Annotated in this window: 33 protein-coding genes; 12 read left to right on the top strand and 21 right to left on the bottom strand. The window is 65.4% G+C overall.

The window, feature by feature from the left end; translation table 11 throughout:
- The first annotated feature begins 15 nt into the window (after nt 1-15).
- The 3 genes from ASC68_RS15055 to ASC68_RS15045 all read left to right on the top strand — a co-directional run bounded on the left by ASC68_RS15055 (nt 16) and on the right by ASC68_RS15045 (nt 1,768).
- Complete coding sequence (locus ASC68_RS15055) at nt 16-858, top strand: cytochrome c1 (RefSeq protein ID WP_055880777.1); 843 nt, start codon at nt 16-18, stop codon at nt 856-858.
- Nucleotides 859-989: 131 nt separating this feature from the next.
- Complete coding sequence (locus tag ASC68_RS15050) at nt 990-1,190, top strand: hypothetical protein (RefSeq protein WP_055880775.1); 201 nt, start codon at nt 990-992, stop codon at nt 1,188-1,190.
- A gap of 47 nt (nt 1,191-1,237) precedes the next feature.
- Nucleotides 1,238-1,768: an adenine phosphoribosyltransferase gene (locus ASC68_RS15045; protein WP_055880773.1), complete on the top strand. Its 531-nt coding sequence runs from the start codon at nt 1,238-1,240 to the stop codon at nt 1,766-1,768.
- 73 nt (nt 1,769-1,841) lie between these two features.
- Here the strand turns inward: ASC68_RS15045 and ASC68_RS15040 are convergent, their stop codons facing one another.
- The 18 genes from ASC68_RS15040 to lgt form a co-directional block, all read right to left on the bottom strand.
- Nucleotides 1,842-3,746, bottom strand: coding sequence for a diguanylate cyclase (locus ASC68_RS15040; RefSeq protein ID WP_055880769.1), 1,905 nt, complete (start codon nt 3,744-3,746; stop codon nt 1,842-1,844).
- Nucleotides 3,747-3,945: 199 nt separating this feature from the next.
- Nucleotides 3,946-4,116, bottom strand: a complete 171-nt coding sequence (locus ASC68_RS28690; RefSeq protein ID WP_156387343.1) for a hypothetical protein — start codon at nt 4,114-4,116, stop codon at nt 3,946-3,948.
- 525 nt (nt 4,117-4,641) lie between these two features.
- Complete coding sequence (locus ASC68_RS15035) at nt 4,642-5,004, bottom strand: hypothetical protein (protein ID WP_055880766.1); 363 nt, start codon at nt 5,002-5,004, stop codon at nt 4,642-4,644.
- A gap of 8 nt (nt 5,005-5,012) precedes the next feature.
- Nucleotides 5,013-5,570, bottom strand: coding sequence for a MaoC family dehydratase (locus tag ASC68_RS15030; protein ID WP_055880762.1), 558 nt, complete (start codon nt 5,568-5,570; stop codon nt 5,013-5,015).
- Nucleotides 5,567-6,181, bottom strand: coding sequence for a MaoC family dehydratase (locus ASC68_RS15025; RefSeq protein ID WP_082528190.1), 615 nt, complete (start codon nt 6,179-6,181; stop codon nt 5,567-5,569). The genes ASC68_RS15030 and ASC68_RS15025 overlap by 4 nt, the downstream gene beginning before the upstream one ends.
- A gap of 151 nt (nt 6,182-6,332) precedes the next feature.
- Nucleotides 6,333-6,755 (bottom strand): hypothetical protein, encoded by a 423-nt coding sequence (locus tag ASC68_RS15020; protein ID WP_055880759.1) that lies wholly within the window; start codon nt 6,753-6,755, stop codon nt 6,333-6,335.
- A 122-nt stretch (nt 6,756-6,877) separates the two neighbouring features.
- On the bottom strand, nt 6,878-7,978 hold the full coding sequence (ychF, locus tag ASC68_RS15015; protein ID WP_055880756.1) for a redox-regulated ATPase YchF: 1,101 nt from the start codon (nt 7,976-7,978) through the stop codon (nt 6,878-6,880).
- A gap of 268 nt (nt 7,979-8,246) precedes the next feature.
- Nucleotides 8,247-8,981 (bottom strand): aminoacyl-tRNA hydrolase, encoded by a 735-nt coding sequence (gene pth, locus ASC68_RS15010; protein ID WP_055880754.1) that lies wholly within the window; start codon nt 8,979-8,981, stop codon nt 8,247-8,249.
- A gap of 62 nt (nt 8,982-9,043) precedes the next feature.
- Nucleotides 9,044-9,682 carry a 50S ribosomal protein L25/general stress protein Ctc gene (locus ASC68_RS15005; RefSeq protein WP_055880751.1) on the bottom strand — a complete coding sequence of 213 codons (639 nt, stop codon included), beginning with the start codon at nt 9,680-9,682 and terminating at the stop codon, nt 9,044-9,046.
- A gap of 289 nt (nt 9,683-9,971) precedes the next feature.
- Complete coding sequence (locus tag ASC68_RS15000) at nt 9,972-11,240, bottom strand: DUF6596 domain-containing protein (RefSeq protein WP_248310547.1); 1,269 nt, start codon at nt 11,238-11,240, stop codon at nt 9,972-9,974.
- Nucleotides 11,241-11,258: 18 nt separating this feature from the next.
- A complete protein-coding gene (locus ASC68_RS14995) occupies nt 11,259-11,639 on the bottom strand; it encodes a YciI family protein (RefSeq protein ID WP_055880748.1) in 381 nt (126 codons plus the stop codon).
- Between the two features lie 13 nt (nt 11,640-11,652).
- Entirely contained in the window at nt 11,653-12,102 is a 450-nt protein-coding gene (locus tag ASC68_RS14990) for a DUF1801 domain-containing protein (RefSeq protein ID WP_055880746.1), read from the bottom strand.
- Nucleotides 12,103-12,127: 25 nt separating this feature from the next.
- Nucleotides 12,128-12,517: a VOC family protein gene (locus ASC68_RS14985; protein WP_055880743.1), complete on the bottom strand. Its 390-nt coding sequence runs from the start codon at nt 12,515-12,517 to the stop codon at nt 12,128-12,130.
- A gap of 136 nt (nt 12,518-12,653) precedes the next feature.
- Entirely contained in the window at nt 12,654-13,061 is a 408-nt protein-coding gene (locus ASC68_RS14980; RefSeq protein WP_055880740.1) for a YciI family protein, read from the bottom strand.
- 183 nt (nt 13,062-13,244) lie between these two features.
- The gene (locus tag ASC68_RS14975) at nt 13,245-14,180 is read right to left on the bottom strand and encodes a ribose-phosphate pyrophosphokinase (protein ID WP_055880738.1); all 936 of its coding nucleotides are present in this window, start codon (nt 14,178-14,180) and stop codon (nt 13,245-13,247) included.
- Between the two features lie 230 nt (nt 14,181-14,410).
- Complete coding sequence (gene pgeF, locus ASC68_RS14970; RefSeq protein WP_055880735.1) at nt 14,411-15,181, bottom strand: peptidoglycan editing factor PgeF; 771 nt, start codon at nt 15,179-15,181, stop codon at nt 14,411-14,413.
- A 2-nt stretch (nt 15,182-15,183) separates the two neighbouring features.
- The gene (locus ASC68_RS14965) at nt 15,184-16,263 is read right to left on the bottom strand and encodes an SAM-dependent methyltransferase (RefSeq protein WP_197421231.1); all 1,080 of its coding nucleotides are present in this window, start codon (nt 16,261-16,263) and stop codon (nt 15,184-15,186) included.
- Entirely contained in the window at nt 16,256-17,068 is an 813-nt protein-coding gene (gene lgt / locus ASC68_RS14960; protein ID WP_055880730.1) for a prolipoprotein diacylglyceryl transferase, read from the bottom strand. The genes ASC68_RS14965 and lgt overlap by 8 nt, the downstream gene beginning before the upstream one ends.
- A 164-nt stretch (nt 17,069-17,232) precedes the next feature.
- On the opposite strand from lgt, the gene ASC68_RS14955 reads away from it, so the two are divergent.
- The 8 genes from ASC68_RS14955 to ASC68_RS14920 all read left to right on the top strand — a co-directional run bounded on the left by ASC68_RS14955 (nt 17,233) and on the right by ASC68_RS14920 (nt 21,879).
- A complete protein-coding gene (locus ASC68_RS14955; protein WP_055880728.1) occupies nt 17,233-17,472 on the top strand; it encodes an accessory factor UbiK family protein in 240 nt (79 codons plus the stop codon).
- Nucleotides 17,469-18,182, top strand: a complete 714-nt coding sequence (locus tag ASC68_RS14950; RefSeq protein ID WP_055880725.1) for a metallophosphoesterase family protein — start codon at nt 17,469-17,471, stop codon at nt 18,180-18,182. Before ASC68_RS14955 ends, ASC68_RS14950 begins: the two co-directional genes overlap by 4 nt.
- Nucleotides 18,183-18,232: 50 nt before the next feature.
- Nucleotides 18,233-18,955, top strand: coding sequence for a metallophosphoesterase family protein (locus ASC68_RS14945; RefSeq protein WP_055880722.1), 723 nt, complete (start codon nt 18,233-18,235; stop codon nt 18,953-18,955).
- 466 nt (nt 18,956-19,421) lie between these two features.
- Nucleotides 19,422-19,925: a YbjN domain-containing protein gene (locus ASC68_RS14940; protein ID WP_055880720.1), complete on the top strand. Its 504-nt coding sequence runs from the start codon at nt 19,422-19,424 to the stop codon at nt 19,923-19,925.
- Nucleotides 19,922-20,737 (top strand): pyrroline-5-carboxylate reductase, encoded by an 816-nt coding sequence (gene proC, locus ASC68_RS14935; RefSeq protein ID WP_082528189.1) that lies wholly within the window; start codon nt 19,922-19,924, stop codon nt 20,735-20,737. The genes ASC68_RS14940 and proC overlap by 4 nt, the downstream gene beginning before the upstream one ends.
- Before the next feature lie 13 nt (nt 20,738-20,750).
- Nucleotides 20,751-21,092, top strand: a complete 342-nt coding sequence (locus ASC68_RS14930; protein WP_156387342.1) for a tRNA-binding protein — start codon at nt 20,751-20,753, stop codon at nt 21,090-21,092.
- Between the two features lie 72 nt (nt 21,093-21,164).
- Complete coding sequence (locus ASC68_RS14925; protein WP_162247970.1) at nt 21,165-21,431, top strand: YARHG domain-containing protein; 267 nt, start codon at nt 21,165-21,167, stop codon at nt 21,429-21,431.
- A gap of 121 nt (nt 21,432-21,552) precedes the next feature.
- Nucleotides 21,553-21,879, top strand: a complete 327-nt coding sequence (locus ASC68_RS14920) for a GYD domain-containing protein (protein ID WP_055880711.1) — start codon at nt 21,553-21,555, stop codon at nt 21,877-21,879.
- Between the two features lie 18 nt (nt 21,880-21,897).
- Here ASC68_RS14920 and ASC68_RS14915 read toward each other — a convergent pair whose 3' ends face one another.
- Nucleotides 21,898-22,350, bottom strand: a complete 453-nt coding sequence (locus ASC68_RS14915; protein WP_055881282.1) for a MarR family transcriptional regulator — start codon at nt 22,348-22,350, stop codon at nt 21,898-21,900.
- A gap of 203 nt (nt 22,351-22,553) precedes the next feature.
- Between ASC68_RS14915 and ASC68_RS14910 the strand changes: the two genes are divergently transcribed.
- On the top strand, nt 22,554-23,444 hold the full coding sequence (locus tag ASC68_RS14910) for a branched-chain amino acid aminotransferase (protein ID WP_055880708.1): 891 nt from the start codon (nt 22,554-22,556) through the stop codon (nt 23,442-23,444).
- 239 nt (nt 23,445-23,683) lie between these two features.
- Here the strand turns inward: ASC68_RS14910 and ASC68_RS14905 are convergent, their stop codons facing one another.
- A complete protein-coding gene (locus tag ASC68_RS14905; protein ID WP_055880705.1) occupies nt 23,684-24,718 on the bottom strand; it encodes an aldo/keto reductase in 1,035 nt (344 codons plus the stop codon).
- Between the two features lie 11 nt (nt 24,719-24,729).
- Complete coding sequence (locus tag ASC68_RS14900; RefSeq protein ID WP_055880702.1) at nt 24,730-25,896, bottom strand: MFS transporter; 1,167 nt, start codon at nt 25,894-25,896, stop codon at nt 24,730-24,732.
- Nucleotides 25,897-25,951: the final 55 nt, after the last annotated feature.

Genomic DNA, 25,951 nt, shown 5'->3' with positions numbered 1-25,951 from the left:
CGGGGCCCAACGCCAATGATCAAGACCAAAAGCATTATCGGCGCCCTGCTGGTGAGCATGCTGTTCGCGGCGGTTCCCGCCGTGGCGCAGGACCACGGCACCCCGGAGATCAAGAAGGAAGCCTGGAGCTTCGCGGGTCCGTTCGGCACCTATGATCGCAACCAGCTGCAGCGCGGCTTCCAGGTGTTCAAGGAAGTCTGCTCGAGCTGTCACTCGGCGCGGCTCATCGCGTTCCGCAACCTCTCCGAGCCGGGTGGTCCCGAGTTCACCGAGGGCCAGGTGAAGGCGCTGGCGGCCGAGTACGAGATCAACGATCCCGAGGCCGAGGGCGGCAAGCGCCCGGGCATCGCAGCCGATCGCTGGCCGTCGCCGTTTGCCAACGAGCAGGAAGCCCGTGACGCCAATGGTGGCGCGCTGCCGCCGGACTTCTCGGTGCTGGCCAAGGCCCGCGGCACGACGCAGCCGTTCCCGTGGTGGATCTTCAACTACTTCACTGCCTACTCGGAAGGCGGCCCGGACTATATCCACGCGCTGCTCAACGGCTATGTCGACCCGCCGCCGCATGGCGCCGAGGTGCCGGAAGGCAAGCACTATAACACCTACTTCCCGGGCCACGCGCTCGGCATGGCGCCGCCGCTCAGCGACGGTCTCATCACCTATGAGGCAGGCGAGACCGGCAGCGTGCCGCTGACCGTCGACCAGTACTCGCGCGACGTCGCCTCGTACATGATGTGGATGGCCGAGCCGCACCTGGTGGCGCGCAAGGAAGCCGGCTTCCAGGTGATCGCGTTCCTCCTGGTGTTCGCCGGGTTGATGTACCTGGTGAAGCAAAAGCTCTGGTCGCGCGTCGAGCATTAAGCCGACGCTGCAATGAACAACGCAAAGGGCCCTGTGGGGCCCTTTGTCGTTTCTGCGCCCCTTGCGATCCGGGGCGGCATCGTCGATATTCTCGGGCGAAGCAGTTCCTGGCGAAGCATCCGGAGGCCCACATGTCGATCATTCGCGGCGCCATCACGGCCGCAGCCCTGGCCCGGACCATGATCGCCCATCCGATGGTGCGTGCCGGCATTGCTGCGGCGCCGCTGCTGCTGACGCCCAAGGTCAAGGCCGCCGCCAAGGACGCGACGCTCAACACCGCCTACAAAGCTGGCCAGCTGGCGCGCAAGATCGTCAACAGCACCAAGCGCTAACCCCGCGCTGATCTCCTTCATCGTTTCCCAACAGCCGAAGCACACTCATGCTCGACCTCAAGTCGCTCGTCCGCACGATCCCCGACTACCCCAAAAAGGGCATCCTGTTCCGTGACATCACCACGCTGATCGAGGATCCCGCCGGGTTTCGCGAAAGCGTCGACCGGCTGGCCGGATTGCATCGTGACCTGGGGATCACACACGTGGCGGGCATCGAGGCACGGGGCTTCATCTTCGGCGCCGGCGTCGCCATTGCGCTCGGCGTCGGGTTCATCCCGGTGCGGAAGAAAGGCAAGCTCCCCGGCGAGACGATCGGCCAGAATTACGCGCTCGAATACGGTGTCGACACGATCGAGATCCATGCCGATGTGATCGGGGCAGACGACAAGGTGCTGCTGGTCGACGACCTGATCGCCACCGGCGGTACGGCAGTGGCGGCAGTATCGCTGCTGCGGCGGACCGGCGCGGAAGTGTCGCATTCCGGCTTCGTCATCGACCTGTTCGACCTGGGCGGGGCGGAGAAGCTCCGGGCCGCCGGGGTGAAGGTCGAGGCGCTGATCCCGTTCGAGGGGCATTGAGGGGCAGCAGGCGCTGAGGCCTGCAGTCGGCGCACCCTCCCCCGCAAGCGGGGTACCCGACTGCCAGTATCTGCTAATGCACGACGCGCAAACTGCGGGGCAGCACGTCGAAGCGGCGGCGCCAGCCGCTGACCTGGTCGCGGCCGCCGCTTTTGGCGGCATAGAGCGCCTCGTCGGCGCGGCCGACGAGGTCGGCGGCGTTGCGGTCGGTCTGGCCCGGGGCATAGGCTGCGATGCCGAGGCTGACGGTGACGCGGCCGAACTCGCTGGCCTGGTGCGGTAGCGCCAGCGCCGCCAGCAGCTCGCGATAGTCGTTGGCCAGGCGGTAGGCGGCTTCGGCATCCGCCTCGGGCAGCACTACGAGGAACTCCTCGCCGCCATAGCGGGCGATGAGATCGGCCGGGCGGCGGAACACCTGGCTCAGGCACTGGCTCACCGCCTTCAGGCAGGCGTCGCCGGCGAGGTGACCGTAGCTGTCGTTGTAGGCCTTGAAGTGATCGATATCGAGCAGGATGACGCTCAGCGCCGTGTCGGAGCGGAGGCTGCGGGCAATCTCGATCTCGAGCCGCTGGTCGAGCGCCCGACGGTTGACGAGGCCGGTCAGCGCGTCGGTCGTCGCTTCCTCGCGCAGACGTTCGGCGACATCGAGCAGTTCGAGCTCGGTGCGCTTGAGCCGGGTGATGTCGGAGACCACCACCATCGAGACGCCGTCGGGCGAGGGGCGAGTGGAGACGCGCAACCAGGTGCCGTCGTACAGGTGCACCTCTTCCTCGGCGTCGTGGTGCAGCGACTCGGTGATCTCGTCGATCCACTCGGCGACATCGGCAGGCGACGAGCCGACCTGCTGCTCGCGCCGTTCGGCCGCGGCTGCGAGAATGTCGCGGATGTTGGCGCCAGGGACGCGGACGTCCGAGGTCAGCGGGAAAAGCTTCTGGTAACGGGCGTTGCAGAACAGCAGCTTGCCGGCGTGGTCGAACATGGCGACGCCATCGGTCATCTGCGCCATGGCGAAGGCGAGGACGCGCTGGCGCTCGTCGAGCTCCAGCTCCAGGTGCTTCTGGTCGGTAATGTCGCGGTTGTGGGTGATGAGCCCCATGGCGCGGCCGCTTGGGTCATTGAGTTGTACCTCGAGCGTCTGCAGCCAGCTGGTGCCACCGTCCGGGCGCTCTACCGGCTGCTGGAAACTCCAATGCGTCTCGCGGGTATGGGGTGGCGAGGCAGGGCGAGCGACGCCGAGCTCGTCGCCGGGGCGTCCGATCAGTGCTTTCGACGAGCTCACCCCGAGTAACGTCGCGGTCGCCGGATTGGCGATGACGAAACGGCCCTCGGTATCCCTCACACTGATGCTGTCGGGCAGCTCGTCGATCACCTGGCGATAGATCTGGTTCTCGCGCCGTGCCGTGCGCAACTCCTCGTCATGGGTGAGCGCGAGGCCCGAGAGCATCACCGCGAGGAACAGCAGGGCGGTGCGCGCGGCAAGCAGCGGCACCCAATCGCTCATGCCGGGATCGATCGGAACGAAGGCGATGGTCAACAGGCCGATGGCGCAGGTGGCGAGCGCCAGCGCCGGCGAGTGCCAGCGGGCGATCGACAATCCGCGGCGGCGCAGCAGCAGGTGGCCGAACGAGGCAGCAAGGGTGACCAGGGTCATCGACACCATGCCAGCGGGCGCCCCGACGCCACCGACCCAGAGGCGATAGGTGATGGCCGGGATAAGCGCCGCCAGCGCCGCCAGCGGGCCGCCGAAAAAGGCGGCAAGGGCGAGGAGGCAGGTGCGCAGGTCGAAGAAGACGCCAGGCGCGAACTGCACAGGGAACAGCATGGCAGCGATGGCGCCGAGCCCCATCATCGCACCGAACCCGGTCTCTACCGCCCGCGGCCCGAAGCGCTCGAACACGTCGCGCAGCTGGGTCCAGACGGTGACGACGAACGCGACGACCGAGACGTTGGTCATCAGGCTGTACCAAGGCGACTCCATGACCGGGGGACCTCGTGGCGCGGGTAGGCAATAGTGTCGTCGCATGATTGTGCGCCGGTGCGCATAACGAAGCGCTAAATCGTTGAATAGAAAGCATTCGGGTCGGTAAGTGTTTGTTGGCGCTACTGGCCGCCCCCTGCTCGGGGGCGGGTTTTCCCCGTGATTGGGCGCCCCGGCGGTGTTGCCGGGGCGCCTTGGCTCATCGCGATTTAGGCCCACCTAGCAATGGTGGCAGGGCCAGCTTCTGCGGCTCGGGCACGGGGTGCCCGGCCGTCCGGCGCACCGGCTGATAGGGGTTGGCGCCAGGGCGGCCGCTCCAGCTTTGCTTGTTGACCGGGGTAGGGCGCTGGTAGGTCATGAATTTGGGCATAAGCAATCTCCTTGCCCGCCGCGGCGCAGTAACGCCAGAAACGAGCTCAAGTAGCGGCGCGACGCAAAGCAGTGCTGTGCGCGAGCCGCGGTTGGCGATGAAGTGCAGGGGGAGATTGGACGCCCGAGGCGCCGGACAGAGTCAGCCCGTCATCTGGAGCATTGCTGTGGTCGGCATCCGCGCATCAGCTGCCACTCGCAAGGCGAGGGAAGCAATGGCTCGGGCGTCCGCAACAGTGCTCAGATCATTTTCGGGCGATACTCCTCTGGAAGGCGCGTTGTTTAGCGCTGGAGGGCGGGGAGGTCAAGATGGATGTGGCGCAGTATCGACACATCCCGAGGTTGTCGACGGACTTCCCACGCCCACCGGATGTCATCCCAGCGAAAGCTGGGACCCAATTATCGGCTGGTGCGGGCGGCGAAATGGGTCCCAGCTTTCGCTGGGATGACATCGAGTTTGGGGATAGCTGCGGTGGTTCACTGACACATCGGTTGCCCTGTTGCAGCGCCCCTAGGCCCGCAATGCCTACCCCCGCGGGGTGCAGGTGAGGACGTTCTTTTCTGCGGTGTAGAGCTGCAGCACGTCGCGGCCGGCATCGTCGAAGCCGAGGATGGCGTTGGTGATGCCGGCCCCGGCGACGAGGTTGCCATCGAGGAAGGTGACGCCGTTGGAGGCCATCTCGACGGTGCCGCTGCCCGATGCGGTGCTGCCGAAATTGGCCGAGGCGTAGCCGTAGGAGCCGGCATAGATGGTGAGGAGCCCGGCGCGGGCGCCGTCGACATTGGCGCGGCAGCCCCAGTTGCCCTCGACGCCGACGCCGGTGAGCGACTGCGCAGTGGCGGGCGCGGCTGCCAGCAGCAGGGCAGCGAAAGCAAGGGCAAGGCGCATGGCGTGACTCAACTCCGTTGGGTCAGCAACTTCCCTAATCCGGGGATTTTGGTCAACGCCTCAAGAACCCGTAAGTGCGGTGGCATCCGATAGTCGCGCAGCTTCGAGAAGCCGACCAGTTCGGCATGGTAGACTTTTTCGCCGTGCTGGTTCACCGCATCGAGGCTGTTGAACAACAGGCCCCAGCCGGGAATCGAGTTGGACGGGCGCTTGCCGGTGACGGTGAGCGTATAGGTGACGGTGTCGCCGGGCCGCACCGGCGCCTTGAATTCCATCTTGTTGACGCCGGGGGAGGGGCCGGAAACGCCTGGCTCCTGGCCGAGGTCGCGCAGCCGCACTTCCTCGGCGTCGAGCGCGTCGACCATCTTCCTATGCCCCATCAGCACGGTGTGCCAGCCCGAGGCAATAACGCCGCCGAAGTGGCTTTGGGCCGCCGCAGCGGGGTCGAGATGGAAATATTGCGGGTCGTATTCCCGGCCGAACGCGAGAATCTCTTGTTCGCTGAAGGTGTGGCTGCCGAGCGGGAACGGCTCGTCGATGGCGATGTCCTCGAACCAGCGGGTCATGCGGCACCGCCCTGTTCGACGTCATAGGGCTGCTCGGGCTGCGCCTGCATGCCGGCTTCGGGCTCGCGGCTCTCAACCAGGTTGGCGAGCCGCATGCTCATCACCGGCTGGCCCTTCTGGTTCTTCACGTCGAGATCGATGCTGACAATGCCCCATTGAGGATGGTGGCGAGAGCGACGCAACTCGGCAATGGTGGCGGTGGCCCAGATGGTGTCGCCCTTCATCACCGGCTTCTTCCACTTCAAGTCGGAAAAGCCGAGCCCACCGGCCGAAGCGATCTTCGACAGGAAGCTATCGCCGAGCAGGCGCAAGGTCAGCGCCGCGGTCTGCCAGCCGGAGGAGGCAAGCCCGCCGAGCAGCGAGCGCTTGGCGGCGGTTTCATCGAGGTGGAAGGGCAGGGGATCGAACTCGCGGGCAAAGGAGAGGATCATCTCCTTGGTCACGAGGGTCGAGCCGAGGTTGACGGTCTCGCCGACGACGAGATCCTCGAAATGGCGGTTGACGTATACGTCAACGGGGAGGGGGGAGGCAAGGTGGTGGGTGGGTCCTGCGCTATGCGGAGCGGGACCTTCCAGACTTACCTGGATGTTGCCCCACCCACCGGCGGTCATCCCAGCGAAAGCTGGGACCCATCTATCGGCTGGTGCGGGAGGTGAGCGGACGAGGGCAAGAGCCCTCGCCGCGGGGTCCCAGCTTTCGCTGGGATGACATCGAGGTTGGGGAAGCGCTGGTGCCCTCCGGAGCAGAGGGTCCACCTTCGGACTACGCCAATCCCCAGATGATCGCGATGCTGCGAGCGGTGCAGTAGACGACGAAGTTCACCGCGAACAGGCCGAGCAGCCAGACCGGCAGGCGGCGGGCGGCGTCGCCGGAGATGATACCGGTCCAGAGCAACAGGCCCACCGCCCCGATGACCAGCGCGAACATCACCACGAACCAGCCGCCGAGGATATTGCCGATGGCGAGGATCACCGGGGTAAGCGCCGCGGCGACGATCGGACCGATCACCCATAGCGCCTGCTTCTCGCGCCACAGGATGGCGGCGAGGATGCCGAGCAGCAGCAGGGCGAAGCCCACCGTCGGAATGACGGTAAAGGGGGTTACGGTGCCCCCGATCAGCGCCGGTGGTCCGGCGAGGTAGGACGATATCGTCGGCCACCAGGAGCCGAAGAGCTGGTCGAGCATGACGGGGCTCAGGGGTTATGAGTTAGGAGGTCAAAAACGTATTTGGTTTGTTGCGCTTTCGAACCGGAAAAGTCTGCAATCCCCGCCTTCGCGGGGACAGGTTTTTTCCTGAAAACGCTCCCTTAGGTATTGAACTTGAACAACATCACGTCGCCGTCCTTGACGACGTATTCCTTGCCTTCGTCGCGGGCCTTGCCGGCTTCCTTGGCGGGGACTTCGCCGCCCAGGGTGACGAAATCGTCGTAGCCGATGGTCTGGGCGCGGATGAAGCCGCGCTCGAAATCGGTGTGGATCACGCCGGCCGCCTGCGGGGCGCGGTCACCCTTGTGGATGGTCCAGGCGCGGGTCTCCTTGGGGCCGACGGTGAAATAGGTCTGCAGGCCCAGCAACTGGTAGGCCTCGCGGATCAGGCGGTTGAGGCCCGGCTCATGCAGTCCGAGGCTTTCGAGATACTCGGCCTGCTCCTCGTCGGGCAGTTGCGCCAACTGGCTCTCGATCTCGGCGGAGATGACGATCACCGCGGCGTTGTGCTGCTTGGCATACTCCTCGACCTGCTTGGTCATGGCGTTGCCCGACGCGGCCGAGGCCTCGTCGACGTTGCAGACATAGAGCGCCGGCTTCGAGGTCAAGAGCTGCAGCTCGACAAAGGCCTTTTCTTCCTCGGCCGAGCGCTGCACCAGGCGCGCCGACTTGCCATCGCGCAGCAGCAGCAGCGAGCGATCGATCAGCTCGAGGGTCAGCTTGGCTTCCTTATCGCCACCGGTCTTGGCCTTCTTCTCGACGCCGTTGCGGCGCTTCTCGAGGCTTTCGAGGTCGGCGAGCATCAGCTCGGTCTCGACCACTTCGGCATCGGCAAGCGGATCGACCTTGTTGGCGACGTGGATGATGTTGCCGTCTTCGAAGCAGCGCAGCACATAGGCGATGGCGTCGCATTCGCGGATATTGGCAAGGAACTGGTTGCCGAGGCCTTCGCCCTTCGACGCGCCTTTCACGAGGCCCGCGATATCGACGAAGCTCATCTTGGCCGGCAGGATCTGTGCCGATTTGCCGATAGTGGCGAGCTTATCGAGGCGCGCATCGGGGACGGCGACTTCGCCGGTATTGGGCTCGATCGTGCAGAACGGGAAGTTGGCGGCCTGCGCGTTGGCAGTGCGGGTCAGCGCATTGAAAAGCGTCGACTTGCCCACGTTGGGCAGGCCGACGATGCCCATCTTGAAACCCATGACAGTCTCCGGAAATCGTCGTTGGCGGCGCGAAGAAAGCCGCGCCAATCGTTGCGCTTCACATCGGGTGATCGGGCGCGGAAGTCAATTGGTTTGGTGAGGGATCGCGCGGCCGGTGCGACGCCTCCAACAAGCTCGATTGTCATCCCAGCGAAGGCTGGGACCCAACTCACAGTCTGCGCAGGGGGAGGCTTGGGTCCCAGCTTTCGCTGGGATGACAGCCGGTGGTTGAGGGAGCGTCGAGCACACCGCAGCCACAGGCCCACGCTCAGTCCTTCTTGAACAGCTTCTTCAGCATGTCCGCCATCGGACCGGTCTCAGGCAGTTTGGCCTGCGGCGCAGTTGGCCGAGCGGCGCGGATGTGACTTTGCGCTGGGGCCTTCTTGCGGGTCGGGTCGGCGGTTTCCGGGCGCTGGCTGCGCTCGGCGCCGTCACCCTGCACGGCGATGGCGAGCTTGTTCATCAACCCGTTATCGTCGCCCTTGACGATCATCACCGCATTGTCGGCGATAGCATCGAGCAGCGGGATCAGCCAGGCCTGCTGTTCGGCCTTCGAAAAATCGCCGAGCACATGCGGCATCACCAGGTCTTTGTGACCGGGGTGGCCGACGCCGAGGCGGACGCGGCGATAGCCAAGCCCGATCTGCGGATCGATGGAGCGCAGCCCATTGTGCCCGCCATTGCCGCCGCCGACCTTGACCCGGGTCTTGCCCGGGGCGAGGTCGATCTCGTCATAGAGGACGGAAACGTCGGCGGGGCCGAGCTTGTAGAACGTCGTGACCTTCTGGACGCTGTCGCCGGAGGAATTCATGTAGGTCTGCGGCTTCAGCAGCAGCACCTTTTCGCCGTCGATGCTGCCTTCGGCGATCAGCCCCTGGAACTTCTCGCGGAACGCGGGAAAGTTGTGGCGGCGCGCGATGGCGTCGACGGCGAGGAAGCCGATATTGTGGCGATTGTTGCGGTATTTGTCCCCGGGATTGCCGAGGCCGACGATGAGATGCATCGGCTAACTTCCAGGCAGGGGAGGGTGGGAGCGGACCCGAGGCCCGCTCCCGTATAGACAGCTTATTCCTTGGGGGCGTCGGCAGCCGGAGCGGCCTCGGCAGCGCCTTCCTCGGCTTCTTCGGCGCGCAGGCCCGACGGAGCAACGATGGTGGCGATGGTGAGGTCAGCTTCGTGGCTGTGGTCGGACGCGCCGGCCGGCAGCTTGATCGACGAGATGTGGACGCTGTCGCCAACATCGAGACCGGTGAGATCGACGACGACCTCCTCGGGGATGTGGTCGGCATCGACGGTCAGGTCGAGCGTGTGGTGGACGATGTTCAGCACACCGCCGCGCTTGATGCCCGGGGAAGCGTCATCGTTGATGAACTTCACGTGCACCTGGACATTGAGCTTGGTGCCCTTGCCGACGCGCAGGAAGTCGACGTGCAGCGCCTTGTCCTTGACGGGATCGAGCTGGTAGTCGCGCGGAATGACGCGGTGCTTTTCGCCATCAACGTCAACAGTGACGATGTGGGAGAGGAAACCACCGGCGTAGATCGACTTCATCGCCTCGTTGTACGAGATCGAGATCGGCAGGGGAGCCTTCTTGTCACCATAGATGACGGCAGGAATGAGCCCCTCACGACGCAGTGCACGAGCGGCCCCCTTGCCCACCCCGCTCCGCGCCTGAGCCTTGAGCTCTTTAGCAGCAGTAGCCATTGAATGATCCATTCATGGGTTGGTGTGAACTCTGACACATCAAAGCTCACGCACCCGTCCTCCAGGGGTGACGGGCGCTTCATGGCGTGGGGCTATAGTGGAAGATGCCCCGGCGAGCAAGGGGAGTCGATGGTGCCTCGGCTAACCGCCGGCGGCTGTGGACCCCCACCCCTGTCCCCTCCCCGCAAGGGGGAGGGAGACCCTCACACCACTATCTCAGTCTGCGTCTCCCTCCCCCTTGCGGGGAGGGATCAAGGGTGGGGGGCGGCTCGCGCCGGCCCCGGTGGCGTCATCCATCCGCCAGCGCCGCGATCTGGCTGCGCAGATAGTGCCGCACCGCCGCGTCGGTGGCGAGGCCGCTGGCGAGGGTGAGGGCTTCGTGTGCCTCGCCCTTCAACCCGGCCCGCGCCATCAGGTGCCCGCGCGCCGCCCAATAGGGCTGGTAGTCGGCCATGCGCCGGTCGTCGCCGAGCGGCGCGATGGCGGCGAGCGCCGCCTCGGGACCCTCGAGTTCGGCCAATGCCATGGCGCGGTTCAGCGCGACGACCGGCGAGGCGCTGAGCGCCAGGAGGTGATCGTAGAGGGCGAGGATCGCCGGCCAGGTGTTGGCGCCGAGCGTACGGCGGGCGACATGGGCGGACTGGATCGCCGCCTCGATCTGGTAGCGGCCGGAGGGACCAGCGGCGTTGGCGGCTTTCAGCAGCGCCTCGGCGAGGCCGATCTGCGAGTCGTCCCAGAGGCTTGTATCCTGCTGTTCGAGCGGCACATACGCCCCGTCAGCCGAGCGGCGGGCAGCGCGGCGCGCTTCGGTATAGAGCATCAGCGCCAGCATGCCCTTGGCCTCTGGCTCATCGGGCAGGAGGCCGACGACGAGACGGCCGAGCCAGATGGCTTCCTCAGCCAGTTCGATCGAGGCGGCATCGCCGATCTCGGCCCAGCCCTTGGTGTAGGCAGCGTAGATCGCCTCGAGTACGGCATCGAGCCGCTCGGGCAGCAGCTCCTTGTCAGGGATGCCGAACGGAATGCCGGCATCCTTGATGCGGCCCTTGGCGCGCACCAGGCGCTGGCCCATGGTCGCCGGCGGGATCAGGAAGGCTGCGGCGATATCGATGGCGGTGAGCCCGAGAATGGTCTGCAGGATCAGCGGCGCGCGCATGCCGCGCTCGATCGCCGGGTGGGCGCAGGCGAACATCAGCGCCAGGCGCCGGTCGGGGATTTCCTCGGGGGCGTCGGCCGCGGCTTCGATTTCATCGGCGATCATTTTGAGATGCTCCTCGCCCGCCTGCCTAGTGGTGCGGCGGCGCAGCGCGTCGGTCTGCCGCCGGCGGGCGACCGTCAGCAGCCAGGCATCGGGATTGTGCGGCACGCCCTCGCTCGGCCAGCTGTGGAGAGCCGCCGCAAAGGCTTCGGCCAATGCATCCTCGGCGCCAGCGACATCGCGGGTGCGGGCGGCGAGGAAGGCAACGAGGCGGCCATAGCTTTCGCGCGCCACGCGCTCGGCGACGCCAGAGGCGCGCTCGGCGGCCCGGGCGGCCTCGTTGCCTTCGCTTTGCATCATAAGCCGTAGCTCCGCATGTCAGGAGTCTTTGCGCCTGAGGCTGAGGTCGGGCCGGGGGTAGTTCTCGGCCAAGGGACGGATCTCGATCGAGCCGTAGCGCGAGCTCGGGCAGCGCTTGGCCCAGGCGATCGCCTCGTCGAGATTATCGACCTCGATCATGAAGTAGCCCGCGAGCTGCTCCCTGGTATCGGCGTAGGGGCCGTCGAGCACCTCGGTTCGACTGTCGCCGAAGCGAACAGTGGTCGCCGCCGAGGCCGGCTGCAGGCGTTCGCCCGCCGCCATGCCGCCGCCCGCTTTGGCTAGTGCCTCGTTGAACGCGGCGTAATCGGCCCAGAGCTCCTTCTGCGGCGCATTGGCAAGGGCGACTTCGTCGTGATGGATCAGCATCATGTAGCGCATGGTGGAGCGATCCTCAGCGGGTGGCTTGCTTGACGAGCTCGGTGATGCGCTTCTCGTCAGCGGGGGTGAGCTTGAGCAGGGCGAAGCTCGACGGCCACATGTTGCCATCGTCGAGCCGTGCCGCTTCGTTGAAGCCGAAGGTGGCGTAGCGCGCCTTGAACTTCGCCGCATCCTGGAAAAAGCAGATGCTCTTGCCGTCCTTGTAATAGGCCGGCATGCCGTACCAGAGCTTGCTGGTCAGCTCGGGCGCCGCAGCCTTGACGAGGGTGTGGATGCGCTCGGCAAGGCGGCGGTCGGCCTCCGGCATGGCGGCGATCTTGTCGAGCACGGCCTGCTCTTCCTCGGCGGCGCTGGCGTTGCGCTTCAGCTCCTTGGCGCGCTCCTTCATCGCGGCCTTTTCTTCGGCGGTGAAACTATCTGCGGCAGCGTCGGTGCGCTTCGCGGTGCTTTTTGCGGTGGCCATTTTCGGTTCTCCTTTTGCTCTGCGCTTACCAGTTCAGCTGCACGAACTGAATGATGTTGCCGCAGGTATCGTCCACCTGGGCGATGATCGAGGCGGTGACGTCGGTCGGCGGCATGATGAACGCGCCGCCTTTGGCCTTGATCCGCTCATAGTCGGCCTTCACGTCCTTGGTGTGGAGCAGCAGCGCGGGCTGGCCCTCGGCGAACATCGCCTGCTGGTAAGCCTTGGCGGCCGGGTTGCTGTTCAGCTCGAGCTGCAGCTCGGCGCCATCCGGATCGTCGGGCGAGGTGACGGTCAGCCAGCGATAGCCGTGATTGCCGAAGTCGGCCTTCTTCTGGAGGCCCAGCACCTCGGTATAGAATTTCAGCGCCTTGTCGTGCTCGTCGACATACACCTTGGTCAGCTTGATCTGCATCGGTCTTTTCCCTGTCATTGGGCTGGCGGCGATGGCCGCGTCAGCGTCAGGACACCGTGCCCTGATACGACAATGACGGGGGTGCTCAGACCATTTCGACTCCCGGGCAAAAAAACTTCAGAAAAATCTGTGGCGCTCAGAATCCGGAGATCAGGGCGCGGACTTCCACCGGTCCCCACTGCGCCGCGGGGCACTTTTTCGCCCAGGCAAGCGCCTCGTCCATGTCGGCCGCTTCGATGATGTAGAAGCCGCCGAACTGCTCGCGGGTCTCGGCATAGGGGCCGTCATGCACCTTGAGCTCGCCGGCATCGTTGACGAAGGCAGCACCGCCCTTGTTGTCTTCGCGATAGCTGGCGTCGCCGCCTTCCATGACCAGGGTCTTGGCGTCATGGGTGCGGGCGAGGGGGGCGGTCATCACGAAGGCGCCGGCCTTGGTCAGCGCCTCCTGGTAGGCATAGAGCGCTTCCATCGCCTTCTGCATCTGGTCGGGCGGGATCTGGGCTCCGGCTTTCTCGTCGGCATAGAGCATCAGCATAAAGCGCATCGGTGTCTCCTCTCCTGGGCACGATAGCCCCTCAGGGCAATGTCGGGCGAGAGGAGGCGATTTCGACAGGGGGATGAGGATTTTGGTGTCCTCGAGGATTCGCCGCCGGTGGGCGGGATGGCGATGGGTGCGTAAGGTGACGGCCGGTGAGTGGGGTGACCGGCAGGCCCCCACGAGGCTACCTCAGTCCAGCAAACTCGAGACGCTCTGTTCGCTGGCGGTGCGGGCGATGGCTTCGCCCATCAGCGGGGCGATCGAGATGATGCGGATGTTCTTAGCGGCCTTGGCGGCATCGGTGGCGATGATCGAGTCGGTGATCACCAGTTCCTTCAGCTTCGATGCAGCGATGCGCTCGGCTGCGCCCTCGGAGAGCACGCCGTGAGTGATGTAGGCCGAGACTTCGGTGGCCCCGGCCTTGAGCAGGGCTTCGGCGGCGTTGACCAGCGTCCCGCCGGAATCGACGATGTCATCGATCAGGATGCAGGCGTGGCCGGAGACGTCGCCGATGATGTTCATCACTTCGGAGACACCGGCCTTGGGGCGGCGCTTGTCGACGATGGCGAGGTCGGCGCCGATGCGCTGCGCGGTGGCGCGGGCGCGGGCCACACCGCCGACGTCGGGCGAGACGATCATGACGTTGCCGTTGGGCGAGTAGTGCTCCTGGATATCGCGAACCATCACCGGCGCGCCATAGAGGTTGTCGGTCGGGATATCGAAGAAGCCCTGGATCTGCGCGGCGTGGAGATCCAGCGTCACCACGCGGTTGACGCCGGCCTCGGTGATCAGGTTGGCGACGAGCTTGGCTGAAATCGGGGTGCGCGAGGCCGACTTACGATCCTGCCGGGCATAGCCGAAATAGGGAATCACCGCGGTGATGCGACGGGCCGAGGAGCGGCGCAGCGCATCGGACAGGATCAGCAGCTCCATCAGGTTGTCATTGGCCGGATAGGAGGTCGACTGCAGGATGAACACATCCTCGCCGCGGACGTTCTCGTGGATTTCGACGAAGATTTCTTTGTCGTTGAAGCGCTTGACCGTGCAGTCGGTCAGCGGGACTTCGAGGTAGCTCGCGACGGCTTCGGCGAGCGCGCGGTTGGAATTGCCGGTGACAAGTTTCACGAGCGCGCTCCGCTATCGGGCCGGTCCGGGGAGTTGCCGGCTCCTGATGGGCGGGTCTTTAGCTTGGGGCGCAGCGGGGCGCAATGCGCCTTGTGACGGATCGGTGAAGGAATCTGGGCGGTGTGACCGCAATCCATCCGGTGACCGCAATCATGGGGGCAGGTACGGAGTCATTCCCGCGAAAGCGGGGACCCTGTTTTCTGAGTGTGCCGCGAACTCCGGGCGAGGAACTACAACCCACCCAACCCGATCACGCTCAGTTGCCGACCGGTGGTGATCGCCTTGTGCGTGGCATAGCGGTGCGAGAAGTACTTCTTGGGCTCGGCATAGGTGCAGATGCCCAGGTCGTCGACGAGGCCGACGCCGGCAGCGATCAGGTGGTCGAACACGAAGCCGGGCAAGTCGAAATGCTCGCGCCCACCATTCGGCTTGGTGATGCGGTTCTCGGCGTCGCGGTGCTCGCGGATCAGGTCGGCGGCGAAGTCGGGGCCGACTTCATAGTTCGGGCCGGAAATGGTCGGGCCGATGGCGGCGACGATGCGGTCGGGGCGAGCGCCGAGATCGACCATGGCGGCGACGGTTGCCTCCGCAATGCCGCCGGTGGCGCCTTTCCAGCCGGCATGCGCCGCGCCGATGACCCGGGCCTCGGGGTCGGCGAAGAGGATCGGGGTGCAGTCGGCGGTGAGGATGCCCAGCGCCAGGCCGTGGACGCGGGTGACGAAAGCATCGGCCTCGGGGATATCATCGGGGTCGGGCTGGCGCGTGACCTCGAGCACGGTGACCGAGTGCACCTGCTTCAGCGTCACCAGCTGGTTGAGCGAAAAGCCAAGGATACCAGCGATCTGCGCGCGGTTCTCGATGACATGATTCAGCTTGTCGCCAGCCGACAGCGAGACATTGAGCGAGGAGAACTCGCCGGTCGAGACGCCGCCGCGCCGGCCGAAAAAGCCGTGCCGGATGCCGGGGAGGCGCTCGAGGGCGCGGCTCACTTCGAAAGGCATGCTCATTTCGGGAAACCGATCGGCTCGATGTTGCCGGAATGGGCGCAGAACACCTTGAACAGGGTGCCCATTTCGGTGCTGTCGACGAGGCGCTTCAGCGCCGCGGCGATAGTGTCGATCTGGCCCGGATTGGCCTTGGCCAGCTGCGTGGCGCGCTCGACAATGCCGAGCCCGCCGAGGAAATCGCGCTGCGTCGAGAGCTTTTCGACGGTGAGGCCGAGTTCGGTTGCGACCTTGCCGAGGCCGCCGAAATCGACATGCGCGCTCAAATCGATCTCGCCGGGGGCATCGAGCGGGTCGGCGAAGGCATGGTTGCGCACCGCCTGCAGGGTTTCGCCGGTCTGGGTGGTGGCGTAGCCATAGTCGATGGCGAGGATGGCCCCCTTGTTCGCGGCGATACGGCGCCCGAGCTTTTCCATGATATCGGCCGAGGCGAGGCTGACCTCGTAGATTTCGCCAGGCTCGGCGTTCGCCAGCTCGATCGGCATGGCGGCCGCGGGGATCGGCGTCGGGTTGAGGCCGAAGGCGCGCTTGCCATCACGGAGGCCGATCTGGCGTTCGTGCCAACCGTCGGTCGCCTTGACGAACTGGCGGATCGGCAGGGCATCGAAGAACTCGTTGGCGACGACGAGCAGCGGATCGTCGGCAACCGCGTCGACGTCGCTGGCCCAATAGGGATTGTACTTGCCGAGCCGCTCGGCCTGCTGCTCCCGCAGCGCCGGATTGGTCTCGAACAGCTGCAGGTGGCAGGCATCGAGAAAACCCTCGGCCTTGGCGGCGACGCGCAGCGCATCCTGCATCAGAGTGCCGCGGCCGGGGCCGAGCTCGAGCAGGGTGAAGCTCTTGGGCTGATCGAGCTGCTGCCACAGGTTGACGATGAAGAAGCCGACCAGTTCGCCGAACATCTGGCTGATCTCGGGGGCGGTGATGAAATCGCCCTTGGCCCCGAGCGGATCGGTGCCGGTGTAATAACCGGAACGCGGGTGGGTGAGCGCCAGGCTCATATAGGTGGCAAGCGACATCGGGCCGGTCTGGCTCAGCTGCATGTCGATGATATCGCCGAGGGAGCGGGTATCAGCCACGGGCAGGCCTCATGGCGTAAACGATGAGGCCGATGCCGGCGACGAGAATGGGGAGGCTCAGCACCATGCCCATGGTGAGCCAGCCACCATAGAGATAGCCGAGCTGCGCATCGGGCAGGCGGAAGAACTCGACGAAGATACGGCTGAGCGCATAGCCGATGCCGAAAATGCCGGCGACGAGGCCGGGCTTTTTCAGCGCCCCGAGCTGGTTGGTGGCAATGCGGATGACGATGAACAGCAGCACGCCCTCCAGCAGCGCTTCGTATAGCTGGCTCGGGTGGCGCGGCAGCTGTTCGGGATCGGTGGGGAAGACCACGGCCCAGGGCAGGGTGGTCGGCGCGCCGTAGAGTTCGGCATTGATGAAGTTGGCGACGCGGCCGAGGAACAGCCCGATGGTGCCGATGGCGCCGAGCAGGTCCATGCCGGAAAGGATGTTGCCGCCCTTCGAGCGCACGAACAGCGCCATGGCCAGCATGATGCCGACGAGGCCGCCATGGAAGCTCATGCCGCCATCCCACAGCGCGATGATCTCGCCCGGGTTCGCCGCGTAGTAGCCGAAATTGTAGAACAGCACATAGCCGATGCGGCCGCCGATGATGATGCCGACCACGGCCCAGAAGGCGAAATCCCAGATCGCCGAGGGCTCGAAGGGCGGGCGGTTGTCCTTCCACAGCCCATGCCGGCGCAGCAGCGTGGTGGCGTAGGCCGCGCCGCCCAGCACACCGATGAGATAGGCCAGCGCATACCAGCGGACGACGAGCGGCCCGATGGCAAAGGCGATGGGATCGATATTGGGGAAGGGCACGAAACGCGCTCCGGGTCGAGAAAATCCACTCCCATGCGCATTGCCCGCCGGGGTGGGCGAGATTGCGACGAGGAGGCTGAGACCTTTTAGCCACCGCTATGGTCTGGTCAAGGCACCGGCGGCAGCCTAGATATCGAGCACAATTGTGAAGGCGAGGACGGACGATGACCCAGGGTGGCAAGATATTCGACGAGCTGGGCAAGCTGATGAACAACGCCGCCGGCGTCGCCGATGGCGTGCGCCGCGAGATCGAGACGGCGGTGAAATCGCAGCTCGAGCGGCTGGTCGCCGACATGGACCTGGTCAAACGCGAGGATTACGACGCGCTGCGCGAGCTGGTGCAGGCGCAGAGCGCCGAGCTCAAGGAGCTGAAGGCGCAGGTCGAGGGCCTTAAGTCCAAGTGAGGATCGCGGTTCTTTCCGACGTCCACGGCAACCTCGAAGCGCTGGATGCCGTGCTGGACGATATTGCCCTCGAGAAGGTCGAGGCGACGGTGGCGCTCGGCGATTTCCTGAGCGGGCCAAGCAATCCGTTGGGCGTGGCCGATCGCTTCATCGAGCTCGGGCTGGCTGCCGTGCGCGGCAACCACGATCGCTACATCACCGATGGGCGCGACAAGGACTGGCACATCGATGCGCTGGTGCGCGGCATGCTCGATGCGCGCCAGCAGCAGTGGCTGGCCTCGGTGCCGGCGACGCTGCTGCTCGAAGAGGACGTGTTCCTCTGTCACGGCACGCCGCGTGACGACAACACCTCCTTCATGGACACCATGGTCGGCACAATCGCGACCATGCATGCGCGCGACCATATCGAGGCGGAAGCGGTGGGGTTCGATCACGACGTGCTGCTCTGCGGCCATACGCATGTGCCGCGCAGCCTGAGGCTCGCCGATGGGCGGCTGGTGGTAAACCCGGGCAGCGTCGGGCTGCCGTTCGAGATCGGCTCGCCCGATGCGCGCTACGCCATCATCGAGAAGCGCCGGGCCGGGTGGAATACGGAGTTGCGCGCGGTTGCCTATGACCACGCTGCCGCGGCAAAGCAGGCGCTGGAGCGCGGCTATCCGGCCTGGGCAGAAGCGCTAACCTCAGGTTGGGCCAGCCCCAAGGGGCTGTAGGGACGTTCAGAAGACTTTTGGTCGCCGCATTTGCTGGGAACGGTGCAGCCATGAGAATCGCGGTTATTTCCGACGTCCACGGCAACCGGCTGGCGCTGGAGGCGGTCGAGGCCAGTATCGCCATGGTCGGGGTCGATGCCACGATCAACCTGGGCGACCTGTTCGCCGGACCCCTCGATCCGGTGGGCACGGCTGACCTCTTGATCGAGCGCAACTACCCCACCGTCATCGGCAACCACGACCGCTACATCGCCAACGGCCTGCCGGCATCGAAACAACCGGTCGACAGGTTCGTCAGTGAGCGGCTGCGGCCGGTGCATTACGACTATCTGAGGAGCCTGCCGGCGACCCGCGATATCGAGGGCGAAGTGTTCCTCTGCCACGGCACCCCGACCAGCGACGAAGAGCCGTGGCTCGACGCCTGGTGGACCGACCGCACGGTGACCATGCCGGGCGAAGCGAGCGTGACGGCGAAGGCGGATGGGCTGGATTTCCCGGTGCTGCTCTGCGGCCATACCCATGTGTCGCGCATTGTGCGGCTGCGCGACGGGCGGCTGGTGGTCAACCCGGGCTCGGTGGGGCTGCAGTTCAACTACGGGGCGCCCGATGCACGCTATGCGGTGCTGGAGCGGCATGGCGGGCAATGGTCGGCCAGCATTCGCGCCGTGCCCTATGACTTCGAGGCCGCGGCGCAGCAGGTGATCGCCAATGGCTTTCCACAATGGGCCGAGGCGATCCGCACGGGCTGGGCCAGCGCGATCGGGTTGTTTTGAGGCTTCGAACCAATCGACCCACCAACTCGGTGTCATCCCTGTGAAAGCAGGGACCCAACTCACAGCTTTGGCGCGAGCGGATGAATGGGTCCCAGCTTTTGCTGGGATGACGATCGAGGATGGAGGAGAACTTGGGCGCCCACTGAAGCATCGTCTGTGACAGCTTCGTCATGCAGCGCCGCGCATTGTATGCCGAGTCGGGCCTTTGGCGATGTGCCAAAATCGCGCAAATCGGGTGGGGACAGACTCGGGTAGTTAAGACCCTGTTAACCCTTCGAGCCGGATCATCCACAGAAGAAAGCCTTGGATGGCTCTGGCGGCACAATCCCCGGAATCGGGGCGTCAGTGTAGCGTTCCTCCATAGGGACGATTCGTAGGCTTCCTGCGTGCGAGTTCTTGCAAGTAACGCGTAGGACCGGGGAACCGGCCGGCCTTCAAACGTTTCGCCCAATGGGACGCTCAGCCAATGGCACACCTTCTGGAACTGGAACCGGACCGCACGGTGCATCCGGTCGACATTATCGAGCATATCGCTTCGATCAACGACTGGAACTTCGAGCGGCAGGACGCCGACGAAATCTCCATTTCGGTGCGCGGGAACTGGGCCGATTACCACGTGTCCTTCAACTGGATGGAAGACTTGGAGTCGCTGCACATCGCGGCGGCGTTCGACCTGAAGGTGCCGGACACCCGCCGCACCGAAGTGAAGCAGCTGATTTCGCTGATCAACGAGCAGCTGTGGATCGGCCATTTCGACATGTGGAACCATGAAGGCGTGGTGCTGTTCCGCAACTCGCACCTGCTCACCGGTGGCGCCGAAGTGAGCCCGCAGCAATGCGAGGCACTGCTGCGCTCGGCCACCGACAGCTGCGATCTCTACTACCAGGCGTTCCAGTTCGTGATATGGGCTGGAAAGGGCGCCTCGGAGGCGCTCAGCCAGGTGATGTTCGAAACGGTAGGCGAAGCTTGAATTTATCAGATATCGGCCCCGTCGTTCTGGTCGGGGCCGGCAAGATGGGCCTCGCGCTGGCCCGCGGCTGGATCGCCGGCGGTCTGCCGGCGGACCGGCTGGTGCTGTGCGACCCGCAGCCCTCGGAGTTCGCGACGCAGTTTGCCGCCGAGCACGGCATTCGCCTGCAGGCGAGCCCGCTTGGCGTGTTGACTCACGTGCTGGTGCTCGCGGTGAAACCGCAGGTGATCTACGAGGTGATGGCCGAGATCCAGCCGATCGTTGGCAGCTATACGCTGGTGCTGTCGATCGCCGCCGGTATCTCGCTGGTCGGCTTGTCCGAGGGGCTGCAGACCGAGCGCGTCATCCGCACCATGCCCAATACGCCGGCGCAGGTCGGCCGTGGCATTACCGGGGCCGTGGGGCTGTCGATCACCGAGGAAGACCGCGAAACCGCCAACGCGCTGCTCAGCGCCGCCGGCCAGGTGATGTGGTTCGACGACGAGACCAAGATCGACGGGGTGACCGCGGTTTCGGGCTCCGGCCCGGCCTACGTGTTCTACATGGTCGAGGCGCTGGCTGCCGCGGCGCGGCGCCAGGGGTTCGACGAAGAGCAGGCGATGCAGCTGGCGCGGGCGACGGTCACCGGCGCTGCGGCGCTGATGGATGCCGATCCGTCGCCGGCCGGCACGCTGCGCGAGAACGTCACCTCGCCCAAGGGCACGACCTACGCAGCGCTGCAGGTGCTGATGGCGCCCGACGGGCTCGAGCCGCTGCTCGACCGGGCGGTGCGCGCGGCGCGGCAGCGCTCGGAAGAACTCGGGCGGGCCTGAAGGTCGGTGCTGGCTGATGGCTGAGATCACCTATGCCGAGTTCGAGCAGGTCGATATCCGCGTCGGCACGATCGTCGAAGCCCGGGTGTTTCCCGAGGCGCGGAAGCCCGCCTATATCCTGCTGATCGATTTCGGGCAGGAGCTCGGGATCAGGAAGAGCTCGGCGCAGATCACCGTGCACTACACGCCGGAAACGCTGGTTGGCCGCCAGGTGATGGCGGTGGTCAATTTTCCGCCCCGCCAGATCGGCCCGGTGCGCAGCGAGGTGCTGACGCTGGGCTACGAGGACGCAGGTGGTGCTATCGTCCTCGCCGCCGTCGAGCGTGGCGTGCCCAACGGCAAGAAGCTGATGTAGGATGATCCTCTCCCGCTTGGGGATCGCTGAGATGCCGGTCCGCCCAAGGGAAAGATGAAGGAGGGGATTGAGATGAAACGCATTCTCCCAGCCGTGCTGGCCTTCGGCCTGCTGGGCGCGATGACTGGCCAGACCCTGGCCGAGTCGTGCTTCGACCTCTGGATGGCGCGCAACACCATCTACGACGACAATGGCTACTGCTTCTCGACCGAGCTCGCCCAGGAATATTTCGACAACGACGATTGCTGGACCAGGAAGCCCAAATTCTCCAAGGCCGAGCGGCGCGAGATCGAAGCGATCAAACAAGAAGAAGACGATCGCGGCTGCAAGGTGAACTGACGGCGCCGGTGGTCGCCACGCGGCTGACAGCGCTACCATCCACCCCTGAGTTCGTCCATACCCTCGGCGTGCCAAGGGTTGTAGGGTTGAGTGTTTTGGGAAAGAGCAGAGGAGCTCAGCCATGGCACTCTATCTGACACGCTTCAGCTACACGCCGGAGACTTGGGCGCGACTGACGAAGAATCCGGAAGACCGCCGCGAGGCTGCACGCAAGTACATCGAATCCGTAGGCGGCAAGCTGCACGGCTTCTGGTACGCGTTCGGGGCGCATGATGGGTACAACCTGTGGGAGGCGCCCAATAATATTGCCATGGCCGCCGTGGCTATTGCCATCGGAGGCGGAGGCGCGGTGGCCGAATTCGAGACGACGCCCCTGCTGACGGTGGAGGAGACCCTGGCCGCACTGAGCCGTGCGCAAACTGTCGGCTATCGGCAACCGGGAGCCTAGCAGCGGCGGCTTGCTGGCTTACAGCTCTTCGGTCAGCTTCAGCCGATCCAGCAGCCCGCGATCTTCCGGCTCCACCATGCCGACGAAGAACCGCAGCACGGTGCGCTTGCCTTCGGGGGGCAGGGCGGCGATGGCGGCTTCGATGCGGCTGGTCTGGGTGGCCGAGAGGGTCTCGAACAGGCCGCGGCCTTTCTCGGTGGCATAGAGCAGGCGCTGGCGGCGGTCCGTCTCGCCGGTTTTCTGCTCGACATAGCCATTGTCGACCAGCTGGCGCAGCACGCGGGCGAGGCTCTGCTTGGTGATCTTCAGGATATCGAGCAGGTCGGCAACGGGCATGCCGGGCCTGAGGTTGACGAAATAAAGCACCCGGTGGTGGGCGCGGCCGAAGCCCTGCCGTTCAAGCAGTGCATCAGCATCGCCGACGAAGTCCCGGTAAGCGAAGAAGAACAAGCCCATGACGTCGAGCGGCATGGCAGGCTCGCCGGCCTGCGCCAAATTTATGTCAGCCTTGTTGACATTTATTTTGCCCGATGCCATCATCACCCCATCGAAAACACAGCTCTTTGCCTTATCCCAAAGCCGTTCCGGTTTGCCAATAGCAAGCCGGTGGGGCAGGATCACAGGCAACAACACGGCGGACCCGAAGGGCCGCACCAGACGAGTGGGAGATTGAGATGGCAGGCTTGCCAATGGACCAGCGTGAAGGCTGGATCTGGTTCGATGGTCAGATGGTTCCCTGGAAGGACGCCAAGATCCACGTGCTGACGCACGGGCTGCACTATGCGAGCTCGGTGTTCGAGGGTGAGCGCGCCTATGGCGGCGAGATCTTCAAGTCGCGCCAGCACAGCGAGCGCCTGATCCAGAGCGGCAAGACGCTGGATTTCACTATCCCATATTCGGTCGATGAGATCGAAGCGGCCAAGCGCCTGGTGCTCGAAAAGAACGGCCTCGTCGACGCCTATGTCCGCCCGGTCGCCTGGCGCGGCTCGGAGGAACTGTCGGTTCCCGGCCGCAACAATAAGGTGCACCTCGCCATCGCCGCTTGGGTGTGGCCAAGCTATTTCTCGGTCGAGGAAAAGCTGAAAGGCATCCGCCTCGAATGGAGCCGCTGGAAGCGCCCGAGCCCGGAGACCATCCCGTCCTCGGCCAAGGCCGCCGGCCTCTACATGATCTGTACGCTCAGCAAAGACGCGGCGATGGCCAATGGCTATGCCGATGCGCTGATGCTCGACTATCGCGGGCTGGTTGCTGAAGCCACCGGCGCCAACGTGTTCTTCGTCAAAGGCGACGAAATCCACACGCCGACCCCGGATTGCTTCCTCAACGGCATCACCCGGCAGACGCTGATCCAGTTGGCGCGCGAGAACGGCTACAAGGTGGTCGAACGCCACATCAAGCCGGAAGAGCTGGCGGATTTCGAGGAATGCTTCCTCACCGGCACGGCGGCGGAAGTGACGCCGGTCAGCGAGATCGGCGAGTACAAGTTCAAGCCAGCCAAGGCCTGCACCACGCTGATCAACGCTTACGCGGAAGCCGTGACCCCGAAGAAGGTCGCAGCCGAGTAAGTTTTGGCGCATCGAAATTGGGAAGGCCCGCTGTTATTGCAGCGGGCCTTTCGTTTTTGAGCTTGGTGCCCTCCAACCCCTCACCCGTCTCGCGCTACGCGCGATCCACCCTCTCCCCGACGGGGAGAGGAACAAGTGGTGAGTCTCCACACTCTCCGAATTCTTCTCCCCGTCGGGGAGAAGGTGGCGCGTAGCGCCGGATGAGGGGAAAGCCACGGTGGTCGCGAGATGGGTGAAAATCACACCGCCGGCGGGTCCAGCCGAGCGAAGCCGGCCTGCCGGTAGTACGGAAAGCGCGGATAGGATGGCGTGACCGCACTCGCCGCGTCGAGCCGGGCGATCTGGCCGGCATCGAGCGACCAGCCGATGGCGCCAAGGTTCTGGCGCAACTGCTCCTCGTTGCGGGCGCCAATGATCACCGAGGAGACCGTCGGGCGCTGCAGCAGCCAGTTGAGGGCGATCTGCGGGATGGTCCTGCCGGTCTCCGCAGCGATCTCGTCCAGCACGTCGACGATGGCATAGAGCTTTTCGTCGTCGACCGGCGGGCCGAACTCGGCGGTGTTGTGCAGTCGGCTGCCTTCGGGCAGGGGCTGGCCGCGGCGCAGCTTTCCGGTGAGCCGGCCCCAGCCGAGCGGGCTCCAGACCAGCGCGCCGACGCCCTGGTCGAGCCCGAGCGGCATCAGCTCCCATTCGTAATCGCGGCCGAGCAGCGAGTAGTAGACCTGGTGGGCCACGTAGCGAGACCAGCCGTGGCGGTGCGAGAGATCGAGCGATTTCATCAGCTGCCAGCCGGCGAAGTTGGAAACGCCGATATAGCGGAGCTTGCCGGCGCGGACGAGGTCATCGAGCGTGCCAAGGGTTTCCGCCACCGGCGTCGCGGCGTCGAAGGCGTGCAGCTGCAACAGATCGATATAGTCGGTGCCGAGGCGGGTGAGGGCAGCGTCGACGCTCTGGATCAGCCGGGCGCGAGAGGTGCCGGCTTCGGTCGGGCCATCGCCCATCGGCAGGCCGGTCTTGGTGGAGATCAGCGCCTGGTGCCGGCGGCCCTTGAGGGCGGCGCCCAGCACCCGTTCGGAAGCACCGTCGGAATAGACGTCGGCGGTGTCGAACAGGGTGACGCCGGCCTCGAGGCAGATATCGACGAGGCGCCGGGCTTCGGCTTCGTCGGAGGTGCCCCAGTGGCTGAACAGCGGGCCGGAGCCGCCAAAGGTGCCGGCGCCGAAGCTGAGGGCGGGGACCGTTAAGCCGGAGGCCCCGAGAGTACGGTAATCCATGATGTCGACTTTCAGTTGGTGGCGAGTGGGGCGTGGCGGCGGAGCAGCAGGCTGACCAGCAGCAGCACGAGCGCGAGCAGCGGCAGCACGGCGCCGACCAGTGGCAGGGCGGTGAGCCCAAGCCCCTGTTCGAGGGCGACACCGCCGAGCCAGGCGCCGAGCGCATTGCCGAGGTTGAAGGCGGCGATGTTGAGCGAGGAGGCGAGGCTGGTGCCGGCGCCGCCGGCCTTTTCCAGCACCCAGAGCTGCAGCGGCGCCACGGTGGCGAAGCCGGCCGCACCGAGGAGACCTATCGCGATGACCGCGGTGATGGGATTGGGCAGGGCAAAACTCATTGCGAGCATGACGATGCCGAGGGCGGCGAGGGTGCAGAGGACGCTCCAGAGCAGGTTCTGGTCGGCGAGCTTGCCACCGAGCAGATTGCCGACGACGAGGCCGCCGCCGAACACCAGGAGGATCGGCGAGACCATGGCTTCGGGGAAACCGCTGACCTCGGTGAGGGCGGGCGCGATATAGGTGAAGACGGTGAACACGCCGCCAAAGCCGAGCACGGTGAGGAGGAGCCCGAACAGCACCGGCCCGCGCAGCATGGCGCGAAGGTCGGCCCGCCAGTCGGCGGCCTCGGGCGCGGCCTGATCCCTGGGGACGAGGGCGGTGATCACCAGCATGGCGACGATGCCGATGGCGGCGACGACCCAGAAGGTGGTGCGCCACGAGGTCAGCTGGCCGAGCCAGGTGCCGAACGGCACGCCGAGGATGTTGGCGACGGTGAGGCCCGTGAACATCACCGCGATGGCCGAGGCCCGGCGATCCGGCGCGACGAGGCTGGTGGCGACCACCGAGCCGACGCCGAAGAAGGTGCCGTGGGCGAGCGAAGTCAGGACACGCGCCGCCATCAGCGTCTCGTAGCTCGGCGCGATGGCGCAGGCGATGTTGCCGAGGGTGAAGATCGCCATCAGCACCAGCAAAGTGGTCTTCTTGGGCCAGCGGGCGGTGAGCGAGGTGAGGAGCGGGGCGCCGACGACGACGCCGAGGGCATAGCCGGAGATCAACAGGCCCGCCATGGCGACGCTGACGCCGAGATCGGCGCCGACGTCGAGCAGCAGGCCCATGATGACGAATTCGGTGACGCCGATGCCGAAGGCACCGGCGGTGAGCGCATAGAGAGCGAGTGGCATGATGCACCTGAAAACTGGTCAGGGCGCAGAAATGGACCTCGCGGGCTCGATGAAC

The sequence above is a fragment of the Devosia sp. Root105 genome (assembly GCF_001424865.1).
Taxonomy (GTDB): Bacteria; Pseudomonadota; Alphaproteobacteria; order Rhizobiales; family Devosiaceae; genus Devosia_A.
Note: the sequence above shows the minus strand (reverse complement) of the source record. Positions and strands in the feature narration are given on the sequence as shown.

Coding starts and splice junctions, on each gene's coding strand:
- ASC68_RS14995 (WP_055880748.1), bottom strand. CDS start 11,639: ATGCGCTACATGATGCTGATCCATCACGACGAAGTCGCCCTTGCCAAT.
- ASC68_RS14955 (WP_055880728.1), top strand. CDS start 17,233: ATGACCCAGGGTGGCAAGATATTCGACGAGCTGGGCAAGCTGATGAAC.
- ASC68_RS15005 (WP_055880751.1), bottom strand. CDS start 9,682: ATGGCTACTGCTGCTAAAGAGCTCAAGGCTCAGGCGCGGAGCGGGGTG.
- ASC68_RS15000 (WP_248310547.1), bottom strand. CDS start 11,240: ATGATGCAAAGCGAAGGCAACGAGGCCGCCCGGGCCGCCGAGCGCGCC.
- ASC68_RS14900 (WP_055880702.1), bottom strand. CDS start 25,896: ATGCCACTCGCTCTCTATGCGCTCACCGCCGGTGCCTTCGGCATCGGC.
- ychF (WP_055880756.1), bottom strand. CDS start 7,978: ATGGGTTTCAAGATGGGCATCGTCGGCCTGCCCAACGTGGGCAAGTCG.
- pgeF (WP_055880735.1), bottom strand. CDS start 15,181: ATGCCTTTCGAAGTGAGCCGCGCCCTCGAGCGCCTCCCCGGCATCCGG.
- ASC68_RS14925 (WP_162247970.1), top strand. CDS start 21,165: ATGAAACGCATTCTCCCAGCCGTGCTGGCCTTCGGCCTGCTGGGCGCG.
- ASC68_RS14915 (WP_055881282.1), bottom strand. CDS start 22,350: ATGCCGCTCGACGTCATGGGCTTGTTCTTCTTCGCTTACCGGGACTTC.
- ASC68_RS15020 (WP_055880759.1), bottom strand. CDS start 6,755: ATGCTCGACCAGCTCTTCGGCTCCTGGTGGCCGACGATATCGTCCTAC.
- ASC68_RS15045 (WP_055880773.1), top strand. CDS start 1,238: ATGCTCGACCTCAAGTCGCTCGTCCGCACGATCCCCGACTACCCCAAA.
- pth (WP_055880754.1), bottom strand. CDS start 8,981: ATGCATCTCATCGTCGGCCTCGGCAATCCCGGGGACAAATACCGCAAC.
- ASC68_RS15050 (WP_055880775.1), top strand. CDS start 990: ATGTCGATCATTCGCGGCGCCATCACGGCCGCAGCCCTGGCCCGGACC.
- ASC68_RS15025 (WP_082528190.1), bottom strand. CDS start 6,181: ATGACCGCCGGTGGGTGGGGCAACATCCAGGTAAGTCTGGAAGGTCCC.
- ASC68_RS15055 (WP_055880777.1), top strand. CDS start 16: ATGATCAAGACCAAAAGCATTATCGGCGCCCTGCTGGTGAGCATGCTG.
- ASC68_RS14980 (WP_055880740.1), bottom strand. CDS start 13,061: ATGCGCTTTATGCTGATGCTCTATGCCGACGAGAAAGCCGGAGCCCAG.
- ASC68_RS14940 (WP_055880720.1), top strand. CDS start 19,422: ATGGCACACCTTCTGGAACTGGAACCGGACCGCACGGTGCATCCGGTC.
- ASC68_RS14985 (WP_055880743.1), bottom strand. CDS start 12,517: ATGCAGATCAAGCTGACCAAGGTGTATGTCGACGAGCACGACAAGGCG.
- ASC68_RS15040 (WP_055880769.1), bottom strand. CDS start 3,746: ATGGAGTCGCCTTGGTACAGCCTGATGACCAACGTCTCGGTCGTCGCG.
- ASC68_RS15035 (WP_055880766.1), bottom strand. CDS start 5,004: ATGCGCCTTGCCCTTGCTTTCGCTGCCCTGCTGCTGGCAGCCGCGCCC.
- ASC68_RS15030 (WP_055880762.1), bottom strand. CDS start 5,570: ATGACCCGCTGGTTCGAGGACATCGCCATCGACGAGCCGTTCCCGCTC.
- ASC68_RS14910 (WP_055880708.1), top strand. CDS start 22,554: ATGGCAGGCTTGCCAATGGACCAGCGTGAAGGCTGGATCTGGTTCGAT.
- ASC68_RS14905 (WP_055880705.1), bottom strand. CDS start 24,718: ATGGATTACCGTACTCTCGGGGCCTCCGGCTTAACGGTCCCCGCCCTC.
- ASC68_RS28690 (WP_156387343.1), bottom strand. CDS start 4,116: ATGCCCAAATTCATGACCTACCAGCGCCCTACCCCGGTCAACAAGCAA.
- ASC68_RS14945 (WP_055880722.1), top strand. CDS start 18,233: ATGAGAATCGCGGTTATTTCCGACGTCCACGGCAACCGGCTGGCGCTG.
- ASC68_RS14920 (WP_055880711.1), top strand. CDS start 21,553: ATGGCACTCTATCTGACACGCTTCAGCTACACGCCGGAGACTTGGGCG.
- ASC68_RS14990 (WP_055880746.1), bottom strand. CDS start 12,102: ATGGCCACCGCAAAAAGCACCGCGAAGCGCACCGACGCTGCCGCAGAT.